The organism is Paraburkholderia sp. RL18-085-BIA-A, assembly GCF_046027075.1.
Taxonomy (GTDB): domain Bacteria; phylum Pseudomonadota; class Gammaproteobacteria; order Burkholderiales; family Burkholderiaceae; genus Paraburkholderia.
On the sequence record NZ_JARESU010000684.1, the window covers coordinates 1 to 325 of the forward strand.

Below are 325 nucleotides of genomic sequence, written 5' to 3' on the forward strand. Positions count from 1 at the left end.
AATCGCCGCGTAGAAAAACTTGACTCGACTGCTACAAGATCAATTCAGTCAAGGAATCTAGCTGGCGCCGGACACACCTGCTGCCAAATCGTCCTCGAATTCGGCAAGCCACGCTGTGCCGTGGCCAGCATCGTAGATGCAGACCTTGTCGTTGCTCAATCGGGTAATCGTGACCTGTCGGTGGATCGGCCCGACTAGACCGCCAGCCGGATACTCATCTGCGTCGCTGATGTCGAAGTCGTGGATGTCGAAACCATGGCTTGCTGCAGCCGCCTTCGCGTCCTCCTTATCGGAACGTTTTCGGGTCTTTCAGCGGACGCTTTGC

1 protein-coding gene is annotated in these 325 nt (G+C 56.3%); it reads left to right on the forward strand.

All coding sequences use genetic code 11. The annotated features are described in order from the left end of the window. A partial coding sequence (locus P0D89_RS54385) for a hypothetical protein (protein WP_408371217.1) occupies nt 1-198 on the forward strand: 198 nt, incomplete at its 5' end. Nucleotides 199-325: the final 127 nt, after the last annotated feature.